Below are 19,843 nucleotides of genomic sequence, written 5' to 3'. Positions count from 1 at the left end.
CACCACGCTGTTGTCGGTAGGTCTAGGGAAGCGCCTCCTCCATGTCTGCGTCTGGTTCACCGCCATCTGGCCGGCCCCGCTGGCGCCAGCTGCTGCTGATCGCCGCCCTCGCCCTAGCGGTGGTGCTGTTCTTCGCTCTGGGCCTGCACCGCCAGCTCAGCCTTGAGGGCCTGCAGCGCGCCCACGGCGCCCTGCTGGAGCGGCGGGCGCAGGCGCCGCTGCTGGTGGCCGGGGCCTACATGCTCCTCTACGTGCTGGTCACGGCCCTGTCGCTGCCGGGGGCCGCGGTGCTCACCCTGGCCGGCGGGGCGATCTTCGGCCTGGGGCTCGGCACCCTGATGGTGTCGTTCGCCTCCAGCGTTGGCGCCCTGCTGGCCTTCCTGGTGGCCCGCACCCTGCTGCGCGATCTGGTGCGGCGGCGCTTCGGCCGCCAGCTGGCGCCGATCGAGGCGGGTGTGGCGCGCGATGGGGTGTTCTACCTGCTCAGCCTGCGTCTGGCGCCGGTGTTCCCCTTTTTTCTGGTGAACCTGCTGATGGCGCTGACGCCGATGCGGGCCGCCAGCTTCTATCTCACCAGCCAGATCGGCATGCTGCCCGGCACGCTGGTGTACGTGAACGCCGGCACCCAGCTGGCCCAGCTGCGCGGCCTGGGCGGCATCCTCAGCCCGCCGCTGCTGGGCTCGCTGCTGCTGCTGGCCCTGTTCCCCTGGCTGGCGAAGGCGGCCACCCGCCGCTGGCAGATCTGGCAGCTCTACCGCCCCTGGCGGCGCCCCCGCCACTTCGACCGCAACCTGATCGTGATCGGCGCCGGCGCGGCAGGACTGGTCACCTCCTACATCTCCGCCACGGTGAAGGCGCGGGTGACCCTGGTGGAGCGCGCCGAGATGGGCGGCGACTGCCTCAACACCGGCTGCGTGCCCAGCAAGGCATTGATCAGCTCGGCGCGGCTGGCGGCCCGCATGCGCCGCGCCGACCGCTACGGCCTTGAGCCGGTGGAGCCGCGCCTGAGCGTGCGCCAGGTGTTCGCGCGGGTGGCCGCCAAGGTGGAGGCGATTGCGCCCCACGACAGCGTCGAGCGCTACGAGGGCCTGGGGGTGGAGGTGCTGCGCGGCCAGGCTCGCCTGCTTGATCCCTGGACCGTGGCGATCCAGGGGTCCGAGGGGGAAGCGCAGACGCTCACGGCGCGCGCGATCGTGCTGGCCACCGGCGCCGAGCCGGTGCTGCCTCACTGGCCGGGGAGCGATACGGTGCCGCTGCTCACCAGCGAAACGGTGTGGAGCTGGCTCGGCAGCTGCGCCCTGGAGCGGCCGCGGCTGGCGGTGCTGGGGGGCGGGCCGATCGCCTGCGAACTGGCCCAGGCCCTGGCCCAGCTGGGCCTGCCGATCACCCAGATCCAGCGCAGCCAGCGCCTGCTCAGCAAGGAAGACGCGGACGTGGCCGCCGAGGTGCAACGGGCCCTGGAAGCTGACGGCATCACCCTGCTGATGGGCACCACGGTGCTCGGCTTCGAGCGCCAGCCCGGCCCCCAGGGCGCGATCACGGTGCGGCTGCGGCAGGGGGAGGAGGAGCGGGCGATCGTCTGCGATGCCGTGCTCTGCGCCCTCGGCCGCCGCGCCCGGCTCTCGGGCTACGGCCTCCAGGAGCTGGGCATCCCCACCGGCGCCACGGTCACCACCAACGCCTTCCTGCAGACCAACTACCCGAACATCTACGCCGCCGGCGATGTGGCCGGACCGTTCCAGTTCACCCACACCGCCGCCCACCAGGCCTGGTATGCGGCGGTGAACGCCCTGTTCGGCAACCTGCGCGCCTTCAAGGCTGACTACCGGGTGGTCCCCCGTACCACCTTCACCGAACCGGAGGTGGCCACGGTGGGGCTCACCGAAGCCGACGCCGCTCAGCAGGGCATCGCCGTGGACGTGACCCGTTTCCCCCTGCACGAACTCGACCGCGCCATCGTGGAGAGCGCCGAGCAGGGCTTCGTGAAGGTGCTCACCCAGCCAGGCAGCGACCGCATCCTGGGCGCCACGATCGTGGGCGAGCACGCCGGCGAACTGCTGGCCGAGTTTGTGCTGGCGATGACGTGGGGCCTGGGGCTGGGCCGGATCTTTGCCACCATTCACGCCTACCCCACCATGGCGGAGGCCAACAAGTTCGCCGCCGCCAGCTGGAAGAAGCAGCGGGTGCCCCAGCACCTGATGCCCTGGCTGCGCCGCTACCACGCCTGGCGACGGCGCGGCTGAGCCCCCCGAAGCCCTCCTGTTCATCCCCCTGCACCCTTCCATGGCCAGCCCCACCCACACCAGCAGCGCCGACGCCCCTTCCACCGACACCAGCTGCTGCAGCCCGGCGGCCACCAGCACCCCTGACACCAGCACCACCGACGTCAGCCGCGGCGTGCAGGAGTACTACGGCGCCACGCTCAGCAGCAGCGCCGACCTGCGCACTGACGCCTGCTGCGACGCCAGCAGCGTGCCCCAGGCCCTGCGTCCGCTGCTGGCTCGCATCCATCCAGAGGTGCTGTCGCGCTATTACGGCTGCGGCCTGGTGGTGCCGCCGCTGCTGGAGGGCCTGCGGGTGCTGGATCTGGGCTGCGGCAGCGGCCGTGATGTGTACCTGCTGGCCCAGCTGGTGGGGCCCGGCGGCGCAGTGGTGGGGGTGGACATGACGCCCGAGCAGCTGGCGGTGGCCCGGCGGCACCAGCAGCACCACGCCGATCAGTTCGGCTTTGCCAATGTGACGTTCCTGGAGGGCCGCATCGAGCAGCTCGATCAGCTGCACCTGGAGCCCGGCAGCTTCGATCTGGTGATCTCCAACTGCGTGGTGAACCTCTCGGCCGACAAGCTGGCCGTGCTGAACGGGGTGCGGCGGCTGCTCAAGAGCGGCGGTGAGTTCTTCTTCGCCGACGTGTACGCCGACCGGCGCGTGCCCGAGGCGCTGCGTCACGATCCGGTGCTCTACGGCGAATGCCTCAGCGGCGCCCTCTACTGGAATGACTTCCTGCGCCTGGCCCGTCAGGCCGGCTTCGCCGATCCCCGCCTGGTGAGCGACCGGCCGCTGGAGATCACCGATGCCGAGCTGGCCGCCCGCACCGGTGCCATCCGCTTCTTCTCCGCCACCTACCGGCTGTTCCACCTCCCCGAGCTGGAGGATGCCTGCGAAGACCATGGCCAGGCCGTGATCTACCGCGGCACGATCGCCGGGCACCCCCAAGCCCTGCCTTTCGACAAGCACCACAGGATCGAGGCCGGCAAGGTGTTTCCCGTCTGCGGCAACACCTTCCGCATGCTCGAAGGCAGCCGCCTGGCCCCCCACTTCAGCTTCATCGGCGATTTCAGCCGCCACTACGGCCTGTTCGAGGGCTGTGGCACGGCCCTGCCGTTCGACGGACCTGCGGCGGCCACGTCCACAACGAGCGGCGCCTGCTGCTGATCGGCGCTGCCGCTGCGCGGCCTCTGACCGATGCCGACCGCTTCAGTGGGAAACAACCTCTGAGGCCCGCCGGCGCTTGATGGTGTCACCCAGCCGGCGCAGGTTGGCCTGCACGACGCGCCACTGGGCGAGCGTGTGCAGAACGATGAAGGCCAGGAAGGTGTAAGAGAGCCAGAAGTGCAGGCTGCGGCCCAGCTCCACCATCGCCTTGTTTTCAGGAAACAGATCGGGAATCACAAGGCCGAAGAAGGCGACATTGCCCGCCTTGAACGAATTGGACAGCAGCAATCCGGCCAGTGGAACCACCACCATGAAGCCATACAGCAGGGCGTGAAGCAGCATGTTGCGCCACCACTTCGGGCTCAACCGAGGCAGGTGCCGGGTGTACTTCTTCCACCACACCTGTAGCAACACCACGATCCGCCAGAGCAGCAGGGCGATGGTGAGCAGGCCGATCGATTTGTGGATGTCATAGAGAGAGCCACGAAAAGACACCTCGCGACTCAGCTGGGCCATGAAGGCGCCGCCGCTGAACAACAACAGATAGAGCCCTGCCATCCACCAATGCACCGACATCAGCCGCTGAAAGGCCGAGGTGAGCCGTGGTCTTCGGGGTGTGGTGAGGTCTTGGTTCATCGGGTGGATCTCAGCCAGCGGAAGGGCCTGATGGGTGCGGCTGTGCCATCGGCCACCAACCGCGAACTCCGGTGTAGCCAGATTATCTCCACTTGACACACACCGCTGTTCTCCAGGCTTGCTGTTCTCCAGGCTCGCAGTCTGCCGTTGACACTGTCCGTCGGGCTGGCTCTTCCCCATTTACCTTGACTGCAATGTTCACTGCAGCAGAGTCAACAACTGTGGTGCAGTTGCGGTGATGTTGTTCACCTTGCCATGGCTTGCGCTGTGGCGTTCATGGATCGGCGCATCCCTCGAAGGGCGTTGGAATCACGGTGATCTGCGCCGGCCGCCTGGTGCAGCGGTGGCAACATGGTCGCAATCATCCAGCGCTCACATGTTCAACCTTCCTCAGCGCCTGCAGTCGCTGCGCATGGTGGCGGCACTGAGCGGCTTTCTGCGCAACCCCGACCAGCTCGACAGCGTGTTTGCGGTGGCGCGGAGTCTGCAGAACAGTTCGCTGTCCAATCAGATGCACCGCCATCTGCTCGCCAACCCGCAGATGGCGGCGTTGGTGGCAGAAGGCTGGCGACCGCAACCGCTGGATCTTGAGGCGCTCGAAGCCATGCCGGTAGGCAGCCTCGGCCATGCCTATGCCCGGCACCTGAGCGAGCAGGGCCTGTCCCCGGAGGCGCTGCTTGACCCTGCGCCGATCACCTCCGCGTCCGACTACCTGGTGCACCGCCTGCGCGAAACCCACGACATCGTGCATGTGCTCACCGGCTTCGGCACCGATGCGGTGGGCGAGCTCGGTCTGCAGGCCTTCAATCTGGCCCAGGTGCGCTCCCCGCTGGCGGTGATGCTGATCTTCGGCGGCCTGCTGAAAACGCTCCAGGACGATGAACCGATCGCCCCGCTGTTGCAGGCCTTGAGCAACGGTTTTGCCATGGGCCTCTCGGCCGGCTGCCTGGTGATTGCCCAGCGCTTTGAAGACCACTGGGAACGCCCATTGAGCGACTGGCGCCAGGATCTGGGCCTTGCGGCGCTCAACGCCTGAAGCCTGGGCCCGGAACGCCGCCGCCGGCCGTCGGCCGATGCCCGACGTGCGGGAACCGCTGCAACGACACTCACCAGGCCCCGGCCCCGGCACTGCCAGCGGCAGGAAACAGCCGCAGACACGGTTCACCGCCGCACCTCACCACCTCGCTTCGCGGCCATACAGACCTTGCAGAGGGGTAGCAGGCACTACCACTGGTGCCGTGCTTGAACGGGCCACCGCCACTAGTGTAGGGGAGGTCGTTTTCTGAGCATGACCCAGCTCCATGATCTGCGGCTGAGGCTGTTGGTGCAGCAGGAGAGCGAAAGGATCGCCCGGGGCCAGCCCGATGAGCTCGATCTTTCCGTGGTGCAGGCCCGTTGCCTCTGCTGGCTGGCCCTGCTCACCGAAGCGCACGAGGAGCAGGCCGGCGAGGCGGAGCGGCGCGGTGACATGGAGCAGGCGATGAGCTGGTTCGCCGATTCGATGCGGCTGCGCGATGTGATTCAGGTGGTGAGCACGATCGAAATTCCTTTGCCTGCCGCCCAGGTGGAGGATGGCGACCTCTTCGGTGACGATGATTTCACCGGGGATTCCTGTATCGATCTCGCCTGACGGCACAGGTTGGCGTCCAATGGCATGATGGTTTGAGAAGAACCAAGGGAGCGCGGTGCCCGAAGAGCCCTGCCAATGCCCTGATTGTCAGCGTTTCTATCGGGAGCACGACCGACTGATCCGCGAAAATCCCAGCCTGCGCCAACAGCAGGAGCTCAACTGGGCTGCCCTTCAGGCCTTCCGCACCCTGGCGGGCCGCGTGCTGGAAGAGCTGCAGAAAACCCACGGCGACGACGCCACCGATGCCGCGGCTGCCACCGCCGGTTCCGTTGCGCCCGATGCCCAGTCGCCTGACGACGACGCACCGGAGCAGGACAGCCTGCAACAGGCGATCAGCGACCTCGAAAACATCAACGCCCACCTCTTCTCGATTGAGGCGTTGATGGAGCGCATCTTTGATGTGCGGGTGCCGGAGGAGGTGGAGCAGAAGTTCCGGGAAACGGCCGGTGAGCTGGCTCCCGATCCGCTCAATGCCGATCGCCTGCGTCTCAACCGCCTGCTGCACCAGACCCCCGATCTGCCCGATCGCAGCTGAGCGTCAGTGTTCGCCCGGCCCGGTGCCGCCGCTGGCCCGGCGGCAGAGCCGGGCGGCCATGCCCTCCTCATCGGCGGGAACGCGCAGCAGCTGAAACGGTGGCAGCCAGGCCAGGCGCTCCCGCAATTCCTGCTCCAGCACCAGGTCGTTCTGGCCGATGCCGCCGCTGAGCGCGATCGCGTCCACCCCGCCCAGGCTGGCGGCCATGGCACCGATGCCCTGAAGCAGCCGGTGCAGAAACACCTCCAGCGCCAGCTGGGCGCCGGTGTGGCCCGCCGCCGCCGCCTGCCGCAGGGTGCGCATGTCGCCGCTCAGTTCCGAGAGCCCGCGCAGGCCGCTTTCGTGTTGCAGGGCGTGATCAAGCTCAGCAGCGCTCATGCCCTGCCGCAGGCGATCGAGCAGCAGGCCGGGATCCACTGAGCCGCTGCGGCTGGCCATCACCAGCCCCTCCAGCGGCGTGAAGCCCATCGTGGTGTCGATGCTGAGGCCGTTGCGCACCGCCGCCAGGGAGCAGCCCGCCCCCAGATGGCAGCTGATCAGCCGCGGCACCGCCACCACTTCGCTCACGTGCTGGTGGTTGAGCCCATGAAAGCCGAAACGCCGCAACCCCTCAGCGCGCCAGGCGGCGGGGATGGCGTAGGTGAAGGCCGCTGGTGGCAGGGTGCCGTGAAAGGCGGTGTCGAAGCAGGCCCACTGCGGCAGCTGCGGCAGCCAGCGCATCATCCAGCGGATCACCACCAGCGCCGGCCCGTTGTGCAGGGGGGCCAGGGGCACCAGCGCCTCCAGGGCCTCCTCCTGCGCCGGGGTGATCCGGGTGGGCGCCGTGAGAGCGGCGCCGCCGTGCACCACCCGGTGGGCGGTGAGCAGCAGCCGCTGGCGCCACGGGGCCAGTGCCTGCGGCAGGAACGACGCCAGGGCCTCGTCCGCTGCGGCGGGATCCCAGGGGCGCTGGTCCTGCCACAGCCGCGTGCCGGCCGGGTCGATCAGGCAGGCCTTGAGGCTGGAGCTGCCCACGTTGAGCACCAGCACCAGATCGGCGGCCTGCGTTGCGCTGGGCTCCATCGCGGCCTCCGGCTCAGGGGGATTCGGCCCCTTCGATGGCGCAGCTGATCGTGATCGGAAAGGGCTTCACCTTCCAGATGCGTTCGGCGTACTCCCGGATCGAGCGGTCGGAGGAGAAGAAGCCGGTGCGTGCGGTGTTGAGCAGCGACATGCGGTTCCAGTGCTCCCGATCGGCCCAGGCGGCGCTGACCGCATCCTGGGCGCGCAGGTAATCGGTGAAATCAGCGAGCACATAGAAGGGATCGCGGCCGGTGAGGTTCTCCAGCAGCGGCTTGAACAGTTCGGTGTCGCCGTTGCTGAAATGGCCCTGCTCGATCAGCCGCAGCGCTTCGGCCAGCTCCGGCATGCCGTTGATCCATTCCCACGGCCGGTAGCCCTCGCGGCGCAGGGCCTCGATGCCGTCGGTGGTGCGGCCGAACAGGAAGAAGTTCTCCTCGCCCACCTGTTCGCGGATCTCCACGTTGGCGCCATCGAGGGTGCCGATCGTGAGGGCGCCGTTCATGGCGAATTTCATGTTGCCGGTGCCGGAGGCTTCCAGGCCAGCGGTGGAGATCTGCTCGGAAAGATCGGAGGCGGGGTACACCCGCTCGCCCAGCTTCACGTTGTAATCGGCCAGGAAGATCACCCGCAGCCTCCCGTCCATGTCGGGGTCGGCATTGACCGTATCGGCGATGCCATTGAGGAAGCGGATGATCAGCTTGGCCATGTAATAGCCAGGGGCCGCCTTGCCGCCGAAGATCACCGTGCGCGGCGCCTGACCATCGGCCAGTCCGTGCTTGATGCGCAGGTACTGCACGATCACCTGCAGTGCATTGAGGTGCTGGCGTTTGTATTCGTGGATCCGCTTCACCTGCACATCGAACATCGTGGCGGGATCCACCAGCAGGCCGGTGGTCTGGTGCACGTAAGTGGTGAGCCGCCGCTTGACGGCCAGTTTCATCTGGCCCCAGCGCTCGAGGAAGGCGCTGTCGTGCTGGAAGCGTTCCAGTTCCCGCAGGAGATCGAGATCGCGCACCCAGTCGGCGCTGATCGTTTCATCTAGCAGGCTGCGCAGCAGCGGGTTGGACAGGGCGATCCAGCGGCGGGGCGTCACGCCGTTGGTGACGTTGAGGAACTTCTCCGGCCAGATGGCGGCGTAATCGGGGAAGAGCTCGGTGCGCACCAGCTCGCTGTGCAGCGCCGCCACCCCGTTGACGTGATGGGAGCCCACGGTGGCCAGATTGGCCATGCGCACGGCCTTTTCGCCGTCCTCGGCAATGATCGAAACCCGTCTCAGGATCTGAACGTTGCCGGGGTACTTCATGCGCACCGTCTGCAGGAAGCGCCGGTTGATCTCGAAGATCAGCTCCAGATGGCGCGGCAGCAGGCTGCTGAACAGATTGAGGCCCCACTTCTCCAGCGCCTCCGGCAGCAGGGTGTGGTTGGTGTAAGACAGCGAGCGGGTGGTGATGTCCCAGGCCTGATCCCACTCCAGGTGCTTCTCATCGATCAGCAGCCGCATCAGTTCGGCAACGGCGATCGACGGGTGGGTGTCATTGAGCTGCACGGCCCAGTGATCGGGGAACTCGCTGATTGGCAGCTGGCGGGCATCGAGGCTGCGCACCATGTCCTGCAGGGAGCAGCTCACGAAGAAGTGCTGCTGCTTGAGCCGTAGCCGGCGCCCCTCATCGGTGCCGTCGTTGGGGTAAAGCACCTTGGTGAGGTTCTCCGAGCCCACCTTCTCTTCCACGGCGCCGTAGTAATCGCCAATGTTGAAGGCGTAGAAGTCGAAGCTTTCCGAGGCTTCCGCTTTCCACAGCCGCAGCCGGTCGCAGGTGTTCACCTGGTAGCCCAGCACCGGCACGTCGTGGGGGATGCCAATCGCCTGCTGCGCCGGCACCCAGCGCACCCGCAGGCAGTTCTGCGCGTCGCGGTAGGTCTCGGTGTGACCGCCGAAGCCCACGGTGCAGGCCTGATCCGGCCGCGGCAGCTCCCAGGGCCAGCCGGTCTTGAGCCACTTGTCGGTGATCTCCACCTGCCAGCCGTCGCGGACCAGCTGATCGAAGATGCCGAACTCGTAGCGGATGCCGTAGCCGGTGGCCGGAATCTCCAGGCTGGCCAGGGATTCCAGGTAGCAGGCCGCCAGGCGGCCGAGGCCGCCATTGCCCAGCCCCGGCTCCTCCTCCACCTCCAGCACCTCCTCCAGCCTCTCGATGCCGAAGCGACGCATCGCCTCGGCCGCCTCGTCCTGGATGCCGAGCATGACCAGGTTGTTGCCGAGCTGGGGGCCAATCAGGAACTCGGCCGAAAGGTAGGCCACCACCCGCCGTGGCGAGGCCGAGATCGCCTCCACCCCTGCCAGGTAACGCGTCATCAGCCGGTCCCGCACCGCGTAGCTGAGCGCCAGGTAGGCGTCGTGGCGGGTGGCGACCGGTGCCAGCTTGCCGAGTGTGTAGAAGAGGTGACCGGTGACGCTGTCGAACAGATCGTCCGCCGTGAGACCGCTGCGCTGGGGATCGGCATAGCAGCCGGGGGTGGGCAGCTGCAGCTGGCGGGCCTGGGTTTCGGTCATCGAGTGGGGCGGGTAAGGGGCGCGGGAGAGGAGAGAAGGCGTCGGTTCAGGCGCCGGGCGCTACTGACGGGGCCGGAAGGCTCCAGCGCCAGTTGGTCACCTCGGGGGTGTCCATGCCGTGGATGTGGGCGTAGGCGCGGTGCCGCAGGATTTCCTCCTTCATCCTCTCCTTGACGTGGGCGGCCCGTGATCCCAGCGAGGGCACCCGGTCGATCACGTCGATCACCAGATTGAAGCGGTCGATCTGGTTGTTCATCGCCAGTTCCAGCGGCGTGTTGATGTTGCCCTTCTCCTTGTAGCCCCGCACGTGCATGTTGCCGTGGTTGCTGCGGTGATAGGTGAGCCGGTGAATCAGCCAGGGATAGCCGTGGAAGTTGAACAGCACGGGCTTGTCCGTTGTGAACAGGCTGTCGAAGTCGCGGTCGGAGAGCCCGTGCGGGTGCTCGCTGGGCTTGGTGAGGGCGAACAGCTTCACCACGTTGATCACGCGGATCTTGAGAGTGGGAATCTGATGGCGCAGGATCTCCACCGCCGCCAGCGTTTCCTTGCTGGGGATGTCACCGGCGCAGGCCATCACCACATCAGGTTCATCCGGTGCGGTGCCGTCATCGTCGTTGCTGGCCCAGGAGACGATGCCGATCCCCTTGGCCACATGGCGCCGCGCCTGCTCCAGGGTGAAGTACTGCAGGTGCTTCTGTTTGTCGGAGACGATCACGTTGCAGACGTTGGGCTCCAGGAACGCCTCCTCCGCCACCGCCAACAGGCAGTTGGCATCGGCCGGCAGATACACCCGCACCACCTCACCGCTCTTGTTGCCGGCCAGGTCGATGAAGCCGGGATCCTGGTGGGTGAAGCCGTTGTGATCCTGGCGCCACACGGTGGAGGAGATCAGGCAGTTCCAGGGGGCGATCGGCGCCCGCCAGGGGGCGTGGTGAATGCACGATTCCAGCCACTTGGCGTGCTGGTTGAACATCGAGGCGATCACATGGGCGAAGGCCTCGTAGGTGTGGAACAGGCCATTTCGGCCGGTGAGCAGGTAGCCCTCCATCATTCCCACCAGGGTGTGCTCCGAGAGCATCTCCACCACCCGGCCGTTGCGGGCCAGTTCGCTGCCGCCGCTGTCTTCCGGAAGGATGTCCTCCATCCACACCTTCTTGCTCACCTCGTAGATCGCCTGCAGTCGGTTGGAGGCGGTCTCGTCGGGGCCGAACACGCGCATGCTGTCCGGGTTGCGGGCGATGGTGTCGCGCAGCAGCTCGCCCAGCGGCGCCGTGTTCTCATGCTCCCGCTGACCGGGGTGATCCACCGGCACCTCGTAGGCCTCCATCGGCGGCAGGCGCAGCTTGCGGCGCAGCAGACCGCCATTGGCATGGGGGCTGGAGCCCATGCGCCGCTGGCCCGTGGGAGAGAGGGCCCTGAGTTCGGCCATCAAGGTGCCGCTTTCATCGAACAGCTCCTCAGGCCGATAGCTGCGCAGCCAGCTCTCCAGCATCTGCAGCTGCTCGGGGTCCTTGTTGGGGGCCGGCAGGGGCACCTGGTGCGACCGCCAGAAGCCCTCCAGCTTCTTGCCGTTCAGCTCGGTGGGGCCGGTCCAGCCCTTGGGAGAGCGCAGCACGATCATCGGCCAGGCGGGCCGGAACGCTTCGCCGCTCTGGCGCGCCTGGGCGCGGGCGCTGAGGATCTGGTCCACCGCCTCATCCATGGCGGCGGCCATCGCCTGGTGCATGGCCGCCGGCTCATGCCCTTCCACGAACAAGGGCGTCCAGCCGTAGCCGCGCATCAGGCTTTCCAGCTCGTCGCGGCTGATGCGGGCCAGCAGCGTGGGGTTGGCGATCTTGTAGCCGTTGAGGTGCAGCACCGGCAGCACGGCGCCATCGCTGATCGGGTTGAGGAACTTGTTGATGTGCCAGGAGGTGGCCAGCGGGCCGGTTTCGGCCTCGCCATCCCCCACGCAGGCCAGGGCGATCAGCTCGGGGTTGTCGAAGACGGCGCCGCAGGCGTGCGAGAGCACGTAGCCGAGTTCGCCACCCTCATGGATCGAGCCGGGGGTTTCCGGGGTGCAGTGGCTGCCGATGTGGCCGGGAAAGGAGAACTGCTTGAAGAAGCTGCGCAGCCCTTGGGCGTCCTGGGACTTGTCGGGATAGATCTCGCTGTAGCTGCCGTCGAGGTAGGTGGGGCCCAGCACGCCGGGGGCGCCATGGCCTGGCCCCGACAGGTAGATCATCTCCAGATCGTGGGCGCGGATCAGGCGGTTGGCGTGGGCCCAGATGAACGCCTGGCCCGGGCTGGAGCCCCAGTGCCCCAGCAGCCGGTTCTTGATGTGCTCGTGCTTGAGCGGCTCGCGCAGCAGCGGGTTGGCCTGCAGGTAGATCATTCCCACCGCCAGGTAGTTGGCGGCGCGCCACCAGGCATCCAGCCGCTGCAGTTCGACGGCGTCAAGCGGGGCCTGGGTCCCTGTCTCCTGGGTCTGGCCAGCGCTGCTGGCCGAGGTGATCGTCATGGGAGCGGGTGGCGAAGGGCGTAGAGCGGGCTCGGGGAGCACCCGGAACCGTAGGCACGGTGCGGAGCCAGGACGGTCGGCTGCAGCACGCGGGCCGTCCCTGCTCACGGACAGGCTGTTCAAGCACCGCCGTGGCCGCAAGCCCGCTCGCCCCTGGATGGGCGTTCCCTCACCCCCGCGCAGCCGCCGGGGCCGCCGCTGCGCTCGCCCTTCGCTGCTTCGCCCAGGCGCACTACCACCGCCCCCTTGCGGGGCCGAACGCTGCAATCCGTCGGCTCGGTTTTCAGTCAGCTCAGCAGGATTCCCATTAAGGTCCAACGCACTTTGCTGCTCCCCGCTGGGGAACGACCTCCACACCAATGATCTCGTCTGTTCCTCAGTTGTTGCTCCAGATGGGCTCCCATGAGATGGAGGTGGCTTCCACCTTGATCTCGGTGGGGCGGATCCTGCTGATCTTCGTGGCGGCCCGTGCGCTCGCCGAAGTGATGGTGCGCTTGCAGCTCCCCACGATCCTCGGCGAGCTGCTGGCCGGTGTGCTGATCGGCTTCTCCGGCCTCCATTTCATCCTTCCCCCCGAAACCGGAGCGCAGCTGAACGGCACGCTGCTGAATCTGGTCAGCTCACTGTCGGATGTCACTCCCGACGTGGTGCAGTCGATCTACAACTCCACGTTCCCGAACCTGGAATCGCTTGCCACGCTCGGCCTGTTCGCGCTGTTGTTCCTCACCGGCCTCGAGAGTGAACTCGATGAGCTGGTGGCGGTGGGCCTGCAGGCCAGCACCGTGGCCGTGACCGGCGTGGTGGTGCCCTTCGCGCTCGGCACGCTCGGACTCCTCTATTTCTTCCATCTTCCATTGATCCCGGCGGTGTTTGCGGGTGCGGCGATGACCGCCACCAGCATCGGCATCACCGCGAGTGTGTTCGGCGAACTCAAATATCTGCGCACCAAGGAAGGTCAGATCGTGATCGGCGCCGCCGTGCTCGACGACATCCTCGGCATCGTGATCCTGGCGGTGGTGGTGGCCCTGGCCGGTGGCGGCGCTCTCGAGATCGGCCCGATCATCAAGCTGCTGGTGGCCGCGGCAGTGTTCGTGGCGGCATCCCTGTTCCTCAGCCGCACGGCTGCCCCGCTGTTCGACTGGGTGCTGGACCAGCTCAAGGCCCCCGGTGAAGTGGTGGTGGCCTCCTTCGTGGTGCTCTGCCTCTGCTGCTTCGCGGCCCAGGCCATCGGCCTCGAAGCGGCCCTCGGTGCCTTCGCCGCCGGCCTGATCCTGAGCAGCTCGAAGCACACCCATCTGATCCAGGACACGGTGAAGCCGCTGGTGGCCCTGTTCGCCACCATCTTCTTCGTGCTGATCGGCACGAGCATGGACCTGTCGGTGCTCAACCCGATGGACCCCAGCAACCGCGAGGGTCTCGTGGTTGCTGCCTTCCTGCTCACCGTGGCGATCCTCGGCAAGCTGGTGTCCGGCTGGAGCTACCTCAGCAAGGAGAAAACCAACCGGCTGGTGGTGGGTCTGGGGATGATGCCCCGCGGCGAGGTGGGCCTGATCTTCCTTGGCCTCGGCACCCAGGCCAAGCTGCTCAACCCTGCGCTGGAGGCGGCGATCCTGATCATGGTGATCGGCACCACCTTCCTGGCGCCGCTGCTGCTGCGCCTGGTGCTCGGAGGCAAGGAAGCGCCGGCCGAACAGCCGGCCTGACTCACTCGGAATCGCGGCGGCTGGCCAGCCCCCAGAAGGCTCCGGCCAGCACCGCCATCAGCCCGAGGCTGGCCGCCCAGCTCGGGCTGAGAGCCCAGCTCAGGCCCAGCTGGGTGATTCCCCCCACAACCAGGGCCAGCAGCATGCTGCTCACCACCAGGGCCAGCTGGCGCAGTCCTTCGTTCAGCGGCCCGTCGGCCAGTGCTTCCTCGAAGCGCGCCAGCGGCACCGTCAGCGGCAGGTAGAGCGCCAGCGCCCACAGCGCCCCCCCCGACAGCAGGCTGGACCAGTCGCGCACGGAGCGGGCCGCTCAAACTGCTCCCTAGCATCGGCCACCGAGGCAGGCTTCCGGTGATCCCTTCAAGCGCAGCACCCAGCGCAGAGCCCGGCACCGCCGTGGTGCCGGCTACCCCTTCCCCCGCCATTCCCTGCGCGCAGCCCTGGACCTACCTGGGCCATGCCGTGCACGCGGTGCGGGCCGCCCCCGCAGAGCCGGTGGGGCCGGCCTTCCTGCTGGTGCACGGCTTCGGTGCTTCCACCGACCACTGGCGCTACAACATTCCGGCCCTGGCGGCACTGCACGAGGTTCATGCCATCGACCTGCTGGGCTTCGGCCGCAGTGCCAAGCCCGGCGAGCTGCGTTATGGCGGGGCCCTCTGGCGCGACCAGCTGGCCGCCTACGTGCACGAACGCATCGGCCGCCCCACCGTGCTGGTGGGCAACTCCCTCGGCGGCTTTGCCGTGCTGGCCGCCGGTGTGGCGCTGGGCCCCGACGCCGCCGGTGTGGTGCTGATCAATGCGGCCGGCCCCTTCAGCGACGAGCAGGCGCCTCCCCAGGGCTGGGGGGCGATCGCGCGGCGCACGATCGGGGGAGCGCTGCTGCGCAGCCCGGTGCTGCAGCGGCTGCTGTTCGAAAACCTGCGCCGCCGCTCCACGATCCGCCGCACCCTCCATCAGGTGTACATCGATCGCACCAACGTCGATGAGGCGCTGGTGGAATCGATCCTGCGCCCCTCGCGCGACCCGGGCGCTTTCGGGGTGTTCCGCACCGTGTTCGACATCCCGAGCGGTCAGCCGCTCGATGAGCTGTTCGCCGCCCTCACCGCCCCGCTCCTCCTGCTCTGGGGCATCCGCGACCCCTGGATCAATGCCGTGGGCCGCCGCGCCGCCTTTCAGCGCCACGCCCCCTCCGGCACCGCCGAGGTGGTGCTCGACGCCGGCCACTGCCCCCACGATGAGGTGCCCGATCAGGTGAACGCCGCCCTGCTGGAGTGGGTGGCCGGCCTGCCGAGCGCCTGAGCCATGCCCCTCCTGCAACGAACCCTTCCCTATCCCCACTGGGAGTACAGCGCTCCGGGCAGCTCAGGCGCTCCCGGCAGCCCCGACCTGCTGCGCCTGGTGCCTGAGCGGGGCGGCCTGCTCACCGGCTGGCGTTGCAATGGCCGCGAGCTGCTGTATCTCGATGCGGAGCGTTTTGCCGATCCCGCCCTCTCGGTGCGGGGGGGGATGCCGGTGCTGTTTCCGATCTGCGGCAACCTGCCGGGCGATCAGTTGCCGTTGCCGGAGGGCAGCTTCACCCTGCGTCAGCACGGCTTCGCCCGGGATCTGCCCTGGCAGCTGCGCGCCCTGCCCCAGGAGGCGGGGGTCGAACTCGAGCTGCGCGACAGCCCTGCCACCCTGGCGGCCTTTCCGTTCCCTTTCTGCCTGCGGCTGCAGCTGCGCCTTGAGCCTGCTGCCCTGGCGATCACGGCGGTGCTGGAGAACAGCGGCAGCCGGCCGCTGCCCTTCAGCTTCGGCCTGCACCCCTATTTCAATGTGTCGGCGCTGCCGGCGCCAGACGGCGGCAACGCCGCGGTGCACCTGGAAGGGCTGCCGGAGCGCTGCTTCAACCATCAGCTGATGGCGGAGGCGGACACCGCCGCCACACTCGCGCCGCTGGCCGCTGGGGTGGACCTGCTGGCGCGGCCCGAGGGGCCGGTGCGGCTGGTGGATCCGGCTGCCGGGCTGGCGCTGGAGCTGCAACCCTTCGCCCCCTTCGATCTGGCCGTGGTGTGGACCGATCCGCCCCGGCCGATGGTGTGCCTGGAGCCCTGGACCGGCCCACGCGGCGCACTGGTGAGCGGCGACCGGCGGCTGGAGGTGGCAGCCGGCGCGAGCTGCACGCTGCAGAGTCGCTACGTGCTCAGGCCGCTCTGACGCCCGGCAGGCGCCCGCGGGCCAGTTGCTGCCTGGGGTCGAACTGGCGCTTGACCGCCTGGATCATCGCCACGGCAGGGGCGTCCTCCCAGGCGGGCACGGTGCTGCCGCTGGGTTGCTGCAGCACCGTGAGCTGGCCGCCCAGCTCCTGGCAGCGCCGCCGCAGTGCTTCCACCCGGTAGGCCGGCAGGGCCGCCGCCGCCGACCAGGCGTAGCCGAGGCCGCTGCCGGCCCCCAGGGCCAGCGGCAGGCCGGCGACGGAGCGATCCGCCAGCAGCGCCGCGGTGTGGCTGGGCAGCACACCCGGCCGCAGCAGCCAGAGCGACTCGTCTGCGCCGGATACCGGTTGCGGCTGCTGGCCGCCGAGCCCCAGCACGCGCAGGGCCTCCAGCCGTTCGGGATCGAGCGGCAGCCCCTTGAGTGCGTGGCTGTCGGCCTGGGCGCGCAGGGTGACGAGCTGGTCGTCCAGGGCCTCGCTGCTCACACTGGCCAGGGCCAGCAGCAGGGCGGGCTGGGCTTCGGCTCCGGCCTGCTCCGCCAGGGCACTGCTCCACCAGTCGATCAGTTCGGGGGTGAGGCTGGAGCGCAGCAGCCACTGGCGCAGGCGCTCCAGCCCCTCCAGCGGCCCCTGCACCAGCAGCCCACGCCGTTGCGGCGGCAGCGGGAAGGTGCGCAGGGTGAGTTCGGTGATCAGGCCGAGCGCGCCCCAGCTGCCCGTGAACAGGCGCATCAGGTCGTAGCCGGCCACGTTCTTCACCACCCGGCCGCCGGCGTGGGCGGCCACACCATCGGCGCGCAGCAGGCCGATGCCGATCACCTGATCGCGCACACCCAGGTAGCGCTGGCGCAGGCCGCCGCCGAGCCCCCGTGCCACCAGCCCGCCCACGCTGCCGGCCCCTTCGCCGTTGGCGCCTGTGCCCCAGGGCCAGTCGACGGCGAGCCACTGGTTGCGCGCGCGCAGGGCCTCCTGCAGCTCACGCAGCGGCAGCCCTGCTTCCACGGTCACGGTGAAATCCCCGCTGGCGTGGTCGAGCAGGCGGTTCAGGCGCGCCACGCTCAGCACCGTGTCGGTGTGCCGAACCGGCGGGCCCCAGCCCAGGCGGCTGCCCGTGCCGGCAGGCAGCCACGGCGTGCCGGCGGCATGCAGCTGCCGCACGAGGTCGGGCAGCTCGTGGGACGCGGGAGTGATCACGGCACGATGGTGCCATGGCCGCCCCGCCCCCCCCACCCGCGCCCCCGTTCAAGGTGGTCGTTTTCGACGACGATCCCACCGGCTCGCAGACGGTGCATGGCTGCCTGCTGCTGCTCCGCTGGGATCCGGACACCCTGCTGAGCGCCCTGCGCGACCCGTCACCGCTGCTGTTCCTGCTCACCGACACCCGTGCCCTGGAGCCGGAGCCGGCGGCCGATCGGGTGCGCCAGATCTGCCGGGCGCTGCGGCCGGCGCTGGCGGCGGCCGGCATCGATCGCTGGCTGGTGGTGAGCCGTGGCGACTCCACCCTGCGGGGGCACACGCCGCTGGAGGCGGAGCTGATCGCCGCGGAGCTGGGCCCCTTCGACGCCACCCTGCTGGTGCCCGCCTTCCTGGAAGGGGGGCGCACCACGGTGGGGGGCTGCCATCTGCTGCACGGCGAGCCGGTGCATCGCACGCCCTTTGCCCGTGATCGCCGCTTCGGCTACGGCACCAGCGTGCTGCGTGACTGGCTGGCCGAGAAGAGCGGCGGGCGGCTGCTGGCCGCGGCGGTGCAGCAGATCGGCCTGGACGAACTGGTGCCGGCCGGCCGTGAGGTGTTGATCCAGCGGTTGCGCGGGCTGTCGGGTAACCCCTGGGTGGTGGTGGATGCGGAGCGTCCGCAGCAGCTGCAGGTGCTGGGAGAGGCGGTGCGCGCCGTGGTGCAGCCCCCGGCGGGCCAACGGCCGCTGCGGCTGCTGTTCCAGTCGGCCGCCAGCCTGCTGAACGCCCTGGTGGACTTGCCGCCGCAGCCCCTGAACCCGGCGGCCCTGGCCGGCCTGCGCCGGCGCGCGGCCTCGGGCCCCCTGCCGGGGCTGGTGCTGGTGGGATCGCACGTGCCGCTGGCCGATGCCCAGTTGGAGCGGTTGCTGGCGGCGCCGGGTTGCGTAGGCGTGGAGATCCCGGTGGCCCGTGTGGCCCGGGTGCTGGAAGGCCCCCTGCCCGACCATTTGCTGCCCTCACTGGAAGCGGCCTGGCTGGCACAGCTGCGCGCCGTGCTGGCCAGCGGCCGCACCCCGGTGCTGTTCACCAGCCGGGGGGAGCTGGTCTGCCGCCATGCCGAGGAGCGGCGGCGGCTGGGCCTGGCCCTGGCAGTGGCGATGGCCCGGCTGGGGGGCGCGCTGGCGCCGCAGCTGGGGTACCTGATCAGCAAGGGGGGCATCACCAGCCAGACCCTGATGGCCGAAGGGCTGGGCCTCAGCCAGGTGCGGCTGGAGGGTCAGCTGCTGCCTGGGCTGTCGATGCTGCGCACGGGCGCGGAGCACGAAACCGCGCCGCTGCTGCCGGTGCTCACCTTTCCCGGGAATCTGGGCCAGGCGGACACGCTGCTGCAGGCCTGGGAGCAGATGGAGCAGTGATCGCCTGCATCACCAGCTGCCGCCTGCCGCGCATCGGCGGCCACCTCCGCTGACGCCAGGTTCAGCAGGGCGTTGGCGACGGCCAGCAGACGGGCAGCAGGGGGTACTGGCTTGGGGAGCGGGCTCCCTGGCCATGTTGTGCCAGGAACCAGGAACCAGGAAGCCTGAAGGTTGCTGTTTGGAACCCCGGTGTGGTGTTTGGCGCTGAGGTGCTGAGGTGAGGCTGAGTTCAGACCGATGGCGCCGGCAGCCGGTAGAAGGAGGCCGCATTGCTCCACAGGACCTTCTGTGCTGCCGGCTCGCCCAGGGTGTCGATCAGCAGGGTGAGGTCGCTGGGGTGGAACGGCCGCGGCGCCCGCGTGGACGGCAGGTCGGTGCCGAACATCAGGGCCTGGGGATTGGCGGCGTGCAGGGCGCGCAGGGCCTCGGCCACAGGCAGCTCCACCCGGGAGAAGCCGCTGGCTTTCACGCGCACGCCCTGCTCGGCGAGCTGCAGCAGCGTGGCAAAGCCGTCGCGCGAGAGGCCGAGGTGATCGATGCTCACCGCCGGCAGCCGCCGCAGCAACGGCTGCAGGGCCGCCAGCTCACGCGACTCCACATACAGCTCCACAGGCCAGCCCACCAGCGCATGCAGGCGCAGCGCCAGTGCCTCCAGGTGCTGCACGCGTTCTGAGCCCCCACGCCGCAGGTTGAAGCGCACGGCCCGCACGCCCCTGGCGTTGAGCGCGAGGATCTCCGCATCGGTGGCCTGGGCCGACAGCTGGATCACACCCACGAAGCCAGGGCCCAGTTGCTGCAGGGCACTGAGCAGATGGCGTTGGCCGAAACCCTGGAAGGAGCCTGATACCACCGCCCCTGCCGTGATTCCCAGGACCTCGGTGCTGCGGCGGTAGTCGGCGACGGTGAAGGGCTCGGGCAGAAAGCCGTGGTTCGGCAGCAGCGGAAAGGCTGGATCGATGATGTGGAAGTGAGCATCGAAGCGGTGGTGCATCACGCTCCGCGTCGTGTT

At 68.9% G+C, this 19,843-nt stretch carries 16 protein-coding genes; 9 read left to right on the top strand and 7 right to left on the bottom strand.

Features of this window, described 5'->3' with window-relative positions:
* Window positions 1-41: 41 nt before the first annotated feature.
* Both ACWJI3_RS11345 and ACWJI3_RS11340 read left to right on the top strand, forming a co-directional pair.
* Window positions 42-2,243: an FAD-dependent oxidoreductase gene (locus tag ACWJI3_RS11345; RefSeq protein WP_480203732.1), complete on the top strand. Its 2,202-nt coding sequence runs from the start codon at window positions 42-44 to the stop codon at window positions 2,241-2,243.
* Window positions 2,244-2,283: 40 nt separating this feature from the next.
* The gene (locus ACWJI3_RS11340) at window positions 2,284-3,432 is read left to right on the top strand and encodes a methyltransferase domain-containing protein (protein WP_480203731.1); all 1,149 of its coding nucleotides are present in this window, start codon (window positions 2,284-2,286) and stop codon (window positions 3,430-3,432) included.
* 42 nt (window positions 3,433-3,474) lie between these two features.
* Here the strand turns inward: ACWJI3_RS11340 and ACWJI3_RS11335 are convergent, their stop codons facing one another.
* Window positions 3,475-4,068: a cytochrome b gene (locus ACWJI3_RS11335; protein ID WP_255141292.1), complete on the bottom strand. Its 594-nt coding sequence runs from the start codon at window positions 4,066-4,068 to the stop codon at window positions 3,475-3,477.
* Between the two features lie 376 nt (window positions 4,069-4,444).
* Here ACWJI3_RS11335 and ACWJI3_RS11330 point away from each other — a divergent pair, with 376 nt between their 5' ends.
* From ACWJI3_RS11330 to ACWJI3_RS11320, 3 genes are all read left to right on the top strand, one after another.
* The gene (locus tag ACWJI3_RS11330) at window positions 4,445-5,104 is read left to right on the top strand and encodes a Coq4 family protein (protein WP_480203730.1); all 660 of its coding nucleotides are present in this window, start codon (window positions 4,445-4,447) and stop codon (window positions 5,102-5,104) included.
* Window positions 5,105-5,356: 252 nt separating this feature from the next.
* A complete protein-coding gene (locus ACWJI3_RS11325) occupies window positions 5,357-5,698 on the top strand; it encodes a hypothetical protein (protein WP_094513784.1) in 342 nt (113 codons plus the stop codon).
* A 55-nt stretch (window positions 5,699-5,753) separates the two neighbouring features.
* A complete protein-coding gene (locus ACWJI3_RS11320; RefSeq protein WP_255100580.1) occupies window positions 5,754-6,233 on the top strand; it encodes a hypothetical protein in 480 nt (159 codons plus the stop codon).
* Window positions 6,234-6,236: 3 nt separating this feature from the next.
* Here the strand turns inward: ACWJI3_RS11320 and ACWJI3_RS11315 are convergent, their stop codons facing one another.
* The 3 genes from ACWJI3_RS11315 to ACWJI3_RS11305 are packed head-to-tail and all read right to left on the bottom strand — an operon-like array spanning window position 6,237 to window position 12,346.
* Window positions 6,237-7,295 carry an acetate/propionate family kinase gene (locus ACWJI3_RS11315; protein ID WP_480203729.1) on the bottom strand — a complete coding sequence of 353 codons (1,059 nt, stop codon included), beginning with the start codon at window positions 7,293-7,295 and terminating at the stop codon, window positions 6,237-6,239.
* A gap of 13 nt (window positions 7,296-7,308) precedes the next feature.
* On the bottom strand, window positions 7,309-9,846 hold the full coding sequence (locus tag ACWJI3_RS11310; protein WP_480203728.1) for a glycogen/starch/alpha-glucan phosphorylase: 2,538 nt from the start codon (window positions 9,844-9,846) through the stop codon (window positions 7,309-7,311).
* A gap of 46 nt (window positions 9,847-9,892) precedes the next feature.
* Window positions 9,893-12,346 (bottom strand): phosphoketolase family protein, encoded by a 2,454-nt coding sequence (locus tag ACWJI3_RS11305; RefSeq protein WP_480203727.1) that lies wholly within the window; start codon window positions 12,344-12,346, stop codon window positions 9,893-9,895.
* Between the two features lie 407 nt (window positions 12,347-12,753).
* Here ACWJI3_RS11305 and ACWJI3_RS11300 point away from each other — a divergent pair, with 407 nt between their 5' ends.
* The gene (locus tag ACWJI3_RS11300; RefSeq protein ID WP_480203726.1) at window positions 12,754-14,049 is read left to right on the top strand and encodes a cation:proton antiporter; all 1,296 of its coding nucleotides are present in this window, start codon (window positions 12,754-12,756) and stop codon (window positions 14,047-14,049) included.
* A gap of 1 nt (window position 14,050) precedes the next feature.
* Here ACWJI3_RS11300 and ACWJI3_RS11295 read toward each other — a convergent pair whose 3' ends face one another.
* Window positions 14,051-14,347 carry a hypothetical protein gene (locus tag ACWJI3_RS11295; protein WP_480203725.1) on the bottom strand — a complete coding sequence of 99 codons (297 nt, stop codon included), beginning with the start codon at window positions 14,345-14,347 and terminating at the stop codon, window positions 14,051-14,053.
* Between the two features lie 125 nt (window positions 14,348-14,472).
* Between ACWJI3_RS11295 and ACWJI3_RS11290 the strand changes: the two genes are divergently transcribed.
* Entirely contained in the window at window positions 14,473-15,348 is an 876-nt protein-coding gene (locus tag ACWJI3_RS11290; protein ID WP_480203780.1) for an alpha/beta fold hydrolase, read from the top strand.
* Window positions 15,349-15,351: 3 nt separating this feature from the next.
* Window positions 15,352-16,245: an aldose epimerase family protein gene (locus tag ACWJI3_RS11285; protein ID WP_480203724.1), complete on the top strand. Its 894-nt coding sequence runs from the start codon at window positions 15,352-15,354 to the stop codon at window positions 16,243-16,245.
* Here ACWJI3_RS11285 and ACWJI3_RS11280 read toward each other — a convergent pair.
* Entirely contained in the window at window positions 16,232-17,437 is a 1,206-nt protein-coding gene (locus tag ACWJI3_RS11280; protein WP_480203723.1) for an FAD-binding oxidoreductase, read from the bottom strand. The genes ACWJI3_RS11285 and ACWJI3_RS11280 overlap by 14 nt on opposite strands.
* Window positions 17,438-17,451: 14 nt before the next feature.
* Between ACWJI3_RS11280 and ACWJI3_RS11275 the strand changes: the two genes are divergently transcribed.
* A complete protein-coding gene (locus ACWJI3_RS11275; RefSeq protein ID WP_480203722.1) occupies window positions 17,452-18,834 on the top strand; it encodes a four-carbon acid sugar kinase family protein in 1,383 nt (460 codons plus the stop codon).
* A 229-nt stretch (window positions 18,835-19,063) separates the two neighbouring features.
* Here ACWJI3_RS11275 and ACWJI3_RS11270 read toward each other — a convergent pair whose 3' ends face one another.
* On the bottom strand, window positions 19,064-19,825 hold the full coding sequence (locus tag ACWJI3_RS11270) for an amidohydrolase family protein (RefSeq protein ID WP_480203721.1): 762 nt from the start codon (window positions 19,823-19,825) through the stop codon (window positions 19,064-19,066).
* Between the last annotated feature and the right edge of the window lie 18 nt (window positions 19,826-19,843).

Source organism: Marcopretia estuarina LEGE 06307 (genome assembly GCF_056633115.1).
Note: the sequence above shows the minus strand (reverse complement) of the source record. Positions and strands in the feature narration are given on the sequence as shown.

Bases quoted from the DNA above. Each gene is read 5' to 3' on its own strand.
- ACWJI3_RS11345 (WP_480203732.1), top strand. From the start codon at position 42: ATGTCTGCGTCTGGTTCACCGCCATCTGGCCGGCCCCGCTGGCGCCAG.
- ACWJI3_RS11340 (WP_480203731.1), top strand. From the start codon at position 2,284: ATGGCCAGCCCCACCCACACCAGCAGCGCCGACGCCCCTTCCACCGAC.
- ACWJI3_RS11335 (WP_255141292.1), bottom strand. From the start codon at position 4,068: ATGAACCAAGACCTCACCACACCCCGAAGACCACGGCTCACCTCGGCC.
- ACWJI3_RS11330 (WP_480203730.1), top strand. From the start codon at position 4,445: ATGTTCAACCTTCCTCAGCGCCTGCAGTCGCTGCGCATGGTGGCGGCA.
- ACWJI3_RS11325 (WP_094513784.1), top strand. From the start codon at position 5,357: ATGACCCAGCTCCATGATCTGCGGCTGAGGCTGTTGGTGCAGCAGGAG.
- ACWJI3_RS11315 (WP_480203729.1), bottom strand. From the start codon at position 7,295: ATGGAGCCCAGCGCAACGCAGGCCGCCGATCTGGTGCTGGTGCTCAAC.
- ACWJI3_RS11310 (WP_480203728.1), bottom strand. From the start codon at position 9,846: ATGACCGAAACCCAGGCCCGCCAGCTGCAGCTGCCCACCCCCGGCTGC.
- ACWJI3_RS11305 (WP_480203727.1), bottom strand. From the start codon at position 12,346: ATGACGATCACCTCGGCCAGCAGCGCTGGCCAGACCCAGGAGACAGGG.
- ACWJI3_RS11300 (WP_480203726.1), top strand. From the start codon at position 12,754: ATGGAGGTGGCTTCCACCTTGATCTCGGTGGGGCGGATCCTGCTGATC.
- ACWJI3_RS11285 (WP_480203724.1), top strand. From the start codon at position 15,352: ATGCCCCTCCTGCAACGAACCCTTCCCTATCCCCACTGGGAGTACAGC.
- ACWJI3_RS11275 (WP_480203722.1), top strand. From the start codon at position 17,452: ATGGCCGCCCCGCCCCCCCCACCCGCGCCCCCGTTCAAGGTGGTCGTT.
- ACWJI3_RS11270 (WP_480203721.1), bottom strand. From the start codon at position 19,825: ATGCACCACCGCTTCGATGCTCACTTCCACATCATCGATCCAGCCTTT.